Below are 8,252 nucleotides of genomic sequence, written 5' to 3'. Positions count from 1 at the left end.
ACACGGTGAACGTGAGACGCTTCGTGCCGACCGATTCGAGCCTCGTGATCGAACAGGCGCGCGCCGTGCTGGAAGACATGCCCGTGCAATGCATCAAAATCGGCATGATCGGCAGCGTGGCGCTGGTCGAGGTGATTCACAGTATTCTCAAGGATTATCCGGATATTCCCGTCGTCCTCGATCCGGTTTTGATTGCCGGCGGCGGCGGAACACTGGCCAACGAAGATGTGGCGAAGGCGATGATCAACCTGCTTCTGCCGTTGACGACCATTCTGACGCCCAATGCCTACGAATCCAGAGCCTTGGTCAAGTTGGCGCACATTCCCGCCAATGATCTGGATGCGCGTGGACAGGCGTTGCTCGACATGGGGCCGGAATATGTTCTGCTCAAGGGCGGCGACGAACAGAGTACGGAGGTCGAAAATTGGTTGTTCTCCCGCCATCAACCGCCCAGAAAATTCACCTACGAGCGCTTACCGGGTGAATTCCACGGTTCGGGTTGTACGCTGGCGTCCGCCATTGCGGGTCTGATTGCCCAGGCCACGGATGCAGATTACGTGAACGCCATCCATGAAGCGCAGGAATACACCAGCCATGCCTTGTTCCATGCGGCCCAAATCGGACGTGGACAGTGGATTCCGCACCGTTTGTTCTGGGCAGACTCCGAAGATGAAAACGAAGAATCCAATGCAGCACCGCGAATTCATTAAAAGCGCGCTCAGAGGATGGGGGGAGCGATAATGTCATCGAAAACGCCAAGTGCGCCCGAGCTTTTTTCCCTGCTCGATGAAATTGCCCGCACCTTGCGCGAAATCGGCCTGAACACCGAGCGTCCCACTGATGCCGCCTTGGCCAGTACCGCGCCGTTCTGTTTTGATACGCTGGCGTTTCACGCTTGGTTGGAGTGGGTTTTTCTACCGCGTATGCAGCAGACGATCGAGCACGAACTCAATCTGGCCGCGCCATGCAACATTGCGCCGCTGGCCGAGTATCAGTTCGCCACCTACGCCGAACCGACACATCATCTTTTAGCGCTGCTGACCGAACTGGACACGCAGATCAATGCCTATTTCGATTTCCCCATCGAGAACCAAAAATGAGGATCAAAAATGAACCGAATTGAAGACCCAGAGTGGCAGCCCCAAACCCGGGCGATTCGTGTCGGCCACCATCCCACCAACGAAGGTGAACACGGCGAGCCGATTTTCACTACGTCGAGCTTTCAGTTCGAATCGGCCGAGCAGGCTGCGGCCCGTTTTTCCGGTGCCGAGCCCGGCAATATCTACGCGCGGTTTACCAACCCGACGACCAAGGTGTTCGAAGATCGCTTGGCGGCCCTTGAAGGGGGCGAATCCTGCGTGGCGACCGGTTCCGGCATGGCAGCCATTCTCAGTACGTTCATGGCCTTGTGTTCGGCGGGCGATGAAGTGGTCGTGGCCAGGCAGGTATTCGGCACCACCTCCGTGCTGTTCAACAAATACCTCGCCAAATTCGGCCTGAAGGTCAAATGGGTCGATTTGACCGACTGGGCGCAGTGGGAAGCCGCCATCACGGACCTGACCCGTTGGGTGTTCGTGGAAAGCCCATCCAATCCTTTGACCGAAGTGGTTGATATCGCCCGGCTGGCAGATCTGGCGCATCAGCATGGCGCCGGCCTGATCGTGGATAATTGCTTCTGCACGCCCATACTCCAGCAGCCGTTGGCACTGGGTGCCGACATCGTCATCCATTCCGCCACGAAGTTTCTCGATGGACAAGGCCGGGCCATCGGTGGCGCCGTCGTTGGCAATAAGACCCAGGTGGGTGAGGAAGTGCGCGGATTCTTGCGAACTTGCGGCCCCACCATGTCGCCGTTCAACGCTTGGATTTTTGCAAAAGGTCTGGAAACCTTGGCCCTGCGCATGAAAGCGCACTGCGCCCACGCCAGCGCCGTGGCGGATTTTCTCGCGGCGCATCCTCGGGTCAAGCGCGTATACTTCCCCGGGCTGTCCAACCACCCGCAAGCGGATATCATCTCCAAGCAGCAGTCAGGCCCGGGCGCGATCGTATCCTTTGAGGTCGAAGGCGGGCAGGCGGCGGCATGGCGGGTGATCAATGCAACGCAGATGATTTCGATCACGGCGAATCTGGGCGATGCCAAAACGACCATCACCCATCCGGCCACCACCACGCACGGCCGACTCACGCCTCAGCAGCGTGAAGAAGCAGGCATCCGCGATGGGCTCGTGCGCTTGGCGATCGGCCTTGAAGACCCCATCGACATCATCCGTGATCTCAAGCGCGGCCTTGATAATTAATCTGGATAATTAAATCTGGATAATTGATCTGGAATCGCCGATTAGACAAACAGAAAGAGGAACAAACACAATGAGAATGCTGCACACCATGTTGCGCGTCCGTGATCTGGACGCATCCATCCGCTTTTACACCGACGTACTGGGCATGAAGCTTCTGCGTCGCCAGGACTACCCGGCCGGTGAGTTCACCCTGGCTTTCGTCGGTTATGGTGACGAAGCCGACCACACAGTGCTCGAACTCACGTATAACTGGGGCGATCACACCTACGATATCGGCACGGGATACGGCCATATCGCCATCGAGGTGCCGGATGTCTATGCAGCCGTCGACGCAATCAAGGAAAAGGGTGGAAAGGTTCTGCGTGAAGCCGGACCGATGAACGCGGGCAGCACCATCATCGCTTTCGTGGCCGACCCTGATGGTTACCCCATCGAACTCATTGGTGAAAAGTAAAGCGAAAAAATCGATTTTGATGCAGTTTTTTTCTTGACAGCACCAAAACTATGCACAGAGCGGAAGTGCTCGGGGTAATCCCGTCCAGTTCCGCTCAGATTGTCAGGTGGAATTTATATTGATTCGCCAACTCTTTGATTGATAATTGTTTTGTTTGTACTGGTCATGTTGGCGTAAAAATAACCAGAACCGATAAACACTTGATGAAGTAAAGACGGACTGACTTTATGCCCAGGGTTATCCACAGATTCTGTTGATAACCTTGTTCCGCCTTCCAGTCGATCATTTTCCTGCGTGATAACTGCAAATATCCCGATCAATGCAGGATGCAGTATGCTTATAAATCCTTACATAGTCTGGAGTACTGATTATGAACACATGGGTTGTTGTCGCCGATGCAGCGCGTGCGCGCATCTTCCGCGTTGAAAATATGGAGGTTGAGCGTGGCCTTGCTCGTCGAGACGTACCCGCCCATTCATTGGCATTGGTGGAAATCAAAGATTTTCTTCATCCGGAATCGCGCCAACATGAAAATCAGTTGGCCAGCGATGCACCGGGCATGTCCAGTGTGGCTAATATGCAGAGCAAATTCGGCATGGATGAGAAGGTGTCTCCCAAGCAAGAGGAGGGCATTCGCTTCGCCAAGGAAGTTGCCGATTTTCTCAAAATACAGGGTGCTGATTACGATCAGTTATACCTGATTGCCCCGCCTCATTTTCTTGGTCTGATTCGACCCAATCTGGACAAGGCTGTCATGTCCAAGTTGATTATGGAAATTGACAAGGATCTCTCAAAACACAGTGCAGAAGAGATTCTGGCTCATCTGCCGACTGCTATTACTGGTTGATGCCACTATTTCAAGCAAGGGCCGGGTGCCGGCAATGCAAGCCAGCCTCCTGAGTCAATCTGAATGGCTGGAGGTAACTCCTCTTGGTTGAAATCCATTGATTAGATAGCCTGGGAAATGCGCGGAGCAGGCCATGACGTGCGTGATGGCGTCATAGTCATAGTTGTCGCCCGAGTGATAGTGCTCGAAGAAGTCGTGCAACTTCTGCACACGTTCGGGCATCGCGTTGACGGCCTGCAATCCAATGGATACGCCGTAATTGGTAAACGCGAATTTGACCTGCGGATAGCCCGGCTCCCGGCAGAAATATCCCTTCTCAACCCACATGCGGTCAAGCATATCCAGACATCTCGCGCGTTGGATGCGTGCCCAGTGCTCCTCCGGGAAAAAATGGCTCATCCAGAGCATCATGCCCAAACCCAGATCCTGAGAAATTGAAAGGGTGGGTGCCATTTGCTCAATCAGTTGCGACATGGTTGAGATTTCTCGTGCCAATGCCCGTTCATCGAGCAGTCGGTAGGCAAGATAGCCGTCGAATGCGTCCAATGCACCGAAACCATAACCAGGATATGGGAGGCTGAGATCTTCTGTCATTTTCCAGAACACACCCCGTCCGGGTTGCACGAACGGATCGTGTATCTGATGAACGAGACTGATACCCCGTTGCCGGTATTCCGGCAGGTGCCTGCTCAGTGTGGCCAAGGCGAATAACCACATGGCGAGATAATGAAAGTACTGTCCATCCCGGTCAGGGGCTTCGCCAATACGGATACCCCGTGGACGCCCCAAAACGCGCTCGACTTCATCCACGAGCCATTCGGCCTCATCCAGAAAATGTCGCTCGCCGGTTTCGGCATACAGGGAAGTCAGTAGCACCACACCAAACGCATCGGTCCACAAATACCGTAATCCATTCGGCCATATCTGCTGGGCGCGCATCCATGCCAGCTTGGTAAAGATGTAATTTAAATCCATAAGGTGGCTACCTCCGGGCAGCGCATGGCGGCTACTCTAAAGTCCGAATGGATAGGTGTTTGGTAGTCCAGAGAGGAGATGGGAATCCAGTGGCGTTACAGCGCAGGTTCGGTCAAACCAGATGTATTCGTCAAACTGCTCTGTTAACGTTGACTGGAAATAATGGCTCTGGCGTTCACTGTCCGGGCGGTAAATAACGCCGATCGCGCGTTCCAGACGGGGCGATTTCAGCTTCTCGATAAGCGCGGGTCGTGACGAATGTCTCAAGGGTAGAAGGAACTGGGGAACGGCCGATTCATGACACAGCCGCTCATAGCTGTCGCGCAGAGAGGGACGTACATCCATGACCTCCATGGGAGCGTCCCAGTTGGAGGCGGCCGCCACAGTACCGGTATCTGTGCCAAAGCCGATGGAGTAAACATCGTTGCCGAAATGTTCCCGGCAGAGTTGTCCGATGTTGAACTCACCCCGTAAAGACATTTCCGTTGCCTTTGCATTCCCGACATGGGAATTGTGCGCCCACACAATGGCCTTGCTTTGGGGGCCGTGGTGCAACAGCAGGCTTTCGAGCGTCTTGAACATGTGATTGTCACGCAGGTTCCAGGAATTGCGCGAACCGTAGTACATGATTCGGTAATAACGTTCGGCATTGGCGACCAGACGGGCATTCTGCACAACATCTAGGAAACGCTCGCCATCATGTTCTGCATAGGCCTGCTGCTTGCCCAGCAATTCCTTGAGCATGGTGATCACATCATGCTCACAGGTCCGGTAGCGTTCGGTGATCGCCGCGTGACCATAGGCGGCAGGGTCGCGCTGCCACGGTGTCAGGCAACCGTAACGTTGTCGAGCCACTTCAGCCGTCTCGGGGTCTACCTGTTCCAGATACTCGAGTACCGAGCGGATCGAGTTGAACAGGCTGTACAGATCAAGCCCGTGAAAGGCCACTCTTTTACCCTGATCCAGATGTGAGTTGTGCTCACGCAGCCAGTCGACAAAGGATCGGACTTCTTCGTTTCTCCACATCCAGGTGGGAAAGCGGGCGAAAGCCGTCCATTCCGAGGGCGGGTATTCGGCGTGACGAACATAGTGATCGACGCGTGCGGCATCCGGCCAATCACCCTCAATGGCCACGAAGGAAAAACCTTTCTGCTCGATAAGAGCCTGAGTGATCCGGGCACGCATCCGGTAAAACTCGGACGTGCCGTGAGATGCCTCGCCCAGCAGAACGACCCGGGCATCGCCGATTCGGTTGAGAAGCGGCGTCAGGTCGGCAGAGTTGATGCGCGCAAAGGGTTCGCAGGCTTCTGCAATGGCCTCGGCAATTCTTGTCTCTTCTGATTTGAGTGGCGCCGAGGTTTGGGTTTGAACCTCGGGTTCAGGCTTTCCCGGTTGCCATCCTTCCTCGCCCAACAAAGGGACGAAGCGGACATCCGCGAGTTCCTCGATTTTGTACTTATGCTCGGTAACACGGGTGCAGCGTACCAACTCCTGGCTATAGTGATCCAAACCGACGGGCATGACCAATCGCCCTCCCACTTTGAGCTGGCTTTTCAATGAGTCGGGAATTTTCGGGCCACCTGCCGCGACGACAATGGCGTCATAAGGCGCGTGTGCGGGCCAGCCCTGTGTGCCATCTCCCTGCAACACATGCACATTGCCAAAACCGTGGGCCGCCAATGTGGCTTTTCGCTTGCTCAGCCAATTCGGCGACACGCTCGACGCTGTATACCTCGGCAGCGATTCGGGATAAAACCGCAGCGGCGTAGCCCGAGCCGGTGCCAATATCCAGTACCTTTTCGCCTCCCTTCAAATCCAGTGCATCGATCATCATGGCGACAATATAGGGCTGTGAGATGGTCTGCCCGCCTGCTATCGGGAGTGGGGTATCTTCATAAGCGAACTCCCTGAGTTTTTCGGGCAGAAAAACTTCACGAGGTACCTCGCGCATGGCATCAAGAACCAAGGGCGAGGTGACGCCACGCGCCCGTATTTGACGCTCGATCATCAGATCGCGTTGCCGGATATAGCCATAAGTGTCCATAAGTTATCTCCGCGGCACCTTGACCGGCCTCCGGGCGAATGCCAGGTAAGGCCGGACAACGATTACATGTCTTTTTATACCATAGATTCCGAGCGTATTACTTTCTGTACCTTTTGATTTATGTGAGTTTCGGAAATGAGTCACCCGGGGCGAGCGGTGGATATCGGGTGGGTCGCCCGCCAAGCGGCTGCGGATGATCCTGTCCTGTGTGATATTGATGGCGACGGCGAAGGCAAATCTGTCTCAAGCACCAAATCATGAGCACCGCCGTGAATGTGTTGCCACTTCAAACAGGACACCTGCCAAAAATGATGCAGATAAATGACGCCTGAATCTGAAATCAATCCCGTGTGGTCCATTTGGCCGAACGTTTTCCAGGATTTATTTCTTGCACATAAAAACGATTAAATACATATAGTTAGCACAAAATATTGTGGGCGGCGCCAAGCTTTATCTGTGGACAGTGCAAGATCTTGAGGCTATGATGCGCGGACAAAAAATGCGCCCGTAGCTCAGATGGATAGAGTACAGCCCTCCGAAGGCTGGGGTCACTGGTTCGAATCCAGTCGGGCGCACCATATAAGTGATTGATTTTCATTGATTCAATCGAAACTCAAAACCAAACCAAAGCCGCCTTGTGTGGCTTTTTTTTGTGCTTTTTTGTGACTGAGTGTCATAGTTTTTGTCATAGGTGTCATAGGTAATCGGCTCATGCTGGCGGCGCTTTGTTGCCCATCTGATCGCGAAGTGTCATGGCTAGGTGTCATAGCTCTAGGCTATGCCTGTGTCATCGTGGTGGTGGTGGGAGGCGGTAGAAAGAATTCTTTTTCTTTCGAGGCTGGGGGATGGGGGCGCGGGGCGGCGTGCGCAGTGAATAGATGATGCCGCACATCCGAAGTCAAAAAATCGTTGAAATTTAGTTACAAGTAGTTTGATATAGTTTGGCCAATCAACTTTTAGGCGGTTCTTGAATCGCCACCAAGACGCGCCACACCCTCTTTGATTTGCTCATAGGTGTGTTACCAAACCAAAAAATCATCACGGATACAGGGCAAATCTCACTATGGACGCCACGAAAGATTACTACGCTATTCTTGGCCTTGCGCCATCCGCTGAAGAGAGCGTTATACGCGCCGCTTACAGGGTATTGGCTCAGCGCTATCACCCAGATCGTAACCATGGCAACGAGGAAGAAGCCAGCAGGAAAATGGCCGAGCTCAATGAAGCGCGTAATGTGTTGTTAGACCCGATTAAACGCAAAAACTACGACGAACAGCGTGGCGTAAATAACGACTCAGATAACATTTTTGATGATGAATCTACAAATGCTTCGCATGAAGCCGATCCACTTGAAGAAGATTGGCAAGTAATAGTTAAGTATTATCCAGAGTTGGCTGAAATTGACGCGCAATTAAGGAAAATTTCTTCGGTATTGGCTTATTCCTATCGTGTTGTTTTGCTAGAAGGCAAAGAGTTCAAACAACGCTTTAGCTTGGCTTTGATTATGAAAGGGGCACCTCGAAAAACCCCATCCATTCCCCACAGCATCCGGTAAAATTCGATTCATCTGACCACCATCTCTTTTGCTTCCAATGAAACGACGCAGCGCCATTAAGACCGACCTATTTGCCGACC

9 protein-coding genes and 1 tRNA gene are annotated in these 8,252 nt (G+C 53.5%); 7 read left to right on the top strand and 3 right to left on the bottom strand.

Annotated features, from left to right (window positions below; all coding sequences use genetic code 11):
- The 5 genes from PHD44_RS11710 to PHD44_RS11690 form a co-directional block, all read left to right on the top strand.
- Positions 1-710, top strand: a 710-nt coding sequence (locus PHD44_RS11710) for a hydroxymethylpyrimidine/phosphomethylpyrimidine kinase (protein WP_300191949.1), incomplete at its 5' end; no start/stop codon positions are given.
- Positions 711-740: 30 nt separating this feature from the next.
- Positions 741-1,100 (top strand): YqcC family protein, encoded by a 360-nt coding sequence (locus PHD44_RS11705; RefSeq protein WP_300191947.1) that lies wholly within the window; start codon positions 741-743, stop codon positions 1,098-1,100.
- Between the two features lie 9 nt (positions 1,101-1,109).
- A complete protein-coding gene (locus PHD44_RS11700; protein ID WP_300191945.1) occupies positions 1,110-2,297 on the top strand; it encodes an O-succinylhomoserine sulfhydrylase in 1,188 nt (395 codons plus the stop codon).
- Positions 2,298-2,367: 70 nt separating this feature from the next.
- Positions 2,368-2,751 (top strand): lactoylglutathione lyase, encoded by a 384-nt coding sequence (gloA, locus tag PHD44_RS11695; protein ID WP_300191944.1) that lies wholly within the window; start codon positions 2,368-2,370, stop codon positions 2,749-2,751.
- Between the two features lie 370 nt (positions 2,752-3,121).
- The gene (locus tag PHD44_RS11690) at positions 3,122-3,598 is read left to right on the top strand and encodes a host attachment protein (protein WP_300191941.1); all 477 of its coding nucleotides are present in this window, start codon (positions 3,122-3,124) and stop codon (positions 3,596-3,598) included.
- 54 nt (positions 3,599-3,652) lie between these two features.
- Here the strand turns inward: PHD44_RS11690 and PHD44_RS11685 are convergent, their stop codons facing one another.
- The 3 genes from PHD44_RS11685 to PHD44_RS11675 are packed head-to-tail and all read right to left on the bottom strand — an operon-like array spanning position 3,653 to position 6,617.
- Entirely contained in the window at positions 3,653-4,573 is a 921-nt protein-coding gene (locus PHD44_RS11685) for a hypothetical protein (protein ID WP_300191939.1), read from the bottom strand.
- Between the two features lie 36 nt (positions 4,574-4,609).
- Positions 4,610-6,289, bottom strand: a complete 1,680-nt coding sequence (locus PHD44_RS11680; RefSeq protein ID WP_300191937.1) for an erythromycin esterase family protein — start codon at positions 6,287-6,289, stop codon at positions 4,610-4,612.
- Positions 6,174-6,617: a protein-L-isoaspartate O-methyltransferase gene (locus PHD44_RS11675; protein ID WP_300191935.1), complete on the bottom strand. Its 444-nt coding sequence runs from the start codon at positions 6,615-6,617 to the stop codon at positions 6,174-6,176. Before PHD44_RS11675 ends, PHD44_RS11680 begins: the two co-directional genes overlap by 116 nt.
- A gap of 501 nt (positions 6,618-7,118) precedes the next feature.
- On the opposite strand from PHD44_RS11675, the gene PHD44_RS11670 reads away from it, so the two are divergent.
- Positions 7,119-7,195, top strand: a tRNA-Arg gene (locus PHD44_RS11670).
- Positions 7,196-7,680: 485 nt separating this feature from the next.
- On the top strand, positions 7,681-8,172 hold the full coding sequence (locus PHD44_RS11665; protein ID WP_300191933.1) for a DnaJ domain-containing protein: 492 nt from the start codon (positions 7,681-7,683) through the stop codon (positions 8,170-8,172).
- The last annotated feature ends 80 nt before the right edge of the window (positions 8,173-8,252 follow it).

It is taken from the genome of Halothiobacillus sp. (assembly GCF_028710545.1).
Taxonomy (GTDB): Bacteria; Pseudomonadota; Gammaproteobacteria; order Halothiobacillales; family Halothiobacillaceae; genus Halothiobacillus.
This window is presented reverse-complemented; position numbering and strand designations above follow the sequence as displayed.

Coding starts and splice junctions, on each gene's coding strand:
- PHD44_RS11705 (WP_300191947.1), top strand. CDS start 741: ATGTCATCGAAAACGCCAAGTGCGCCCGAGCTTTTTTCCCTGCTCGAT.
- PHD44_RS11700 (WP_300191945.1), top strand. CDS start 1,110: ATGAACCGAATTGAAGACCCAGAGTGGCAGCCCCAAACCCGGGCGATT.
- gloA (WP_300191944.1), top strand. CDS start 2,368: ATGAGAATGCTGCACACCATGTTGCGCGTCCGTGATCTGGACGCATCC.
- PHD44_RS11690 (WP_300191941.1), top strand. CDS start 3,122: ATGAACACATGGGTTGTTGTCGCCGATGCAGCGCGTGCGCGCATCTTC.
- PHD44_RS11685 (WP_300191939.1), bottom strand. CDS start 4,573: ATGGATTTAAATTACATCTTTACCAAGCTGGCATGGATGCGCGCCCAG.
- PHD44_RS11675 (WP_300191935.1), bottom strand. CDS start 6,617: ATGGACACTTATGGCTATATCCGGCAACGCGATCTGATGATCGAGCGT.
- PHD44_RS11665 (WP_300191933.1), top strand. CDS start 7,681: ATGGACGCCACGAAAGATTACTACGCTATTCTTGGCCTTGCGCCATCC.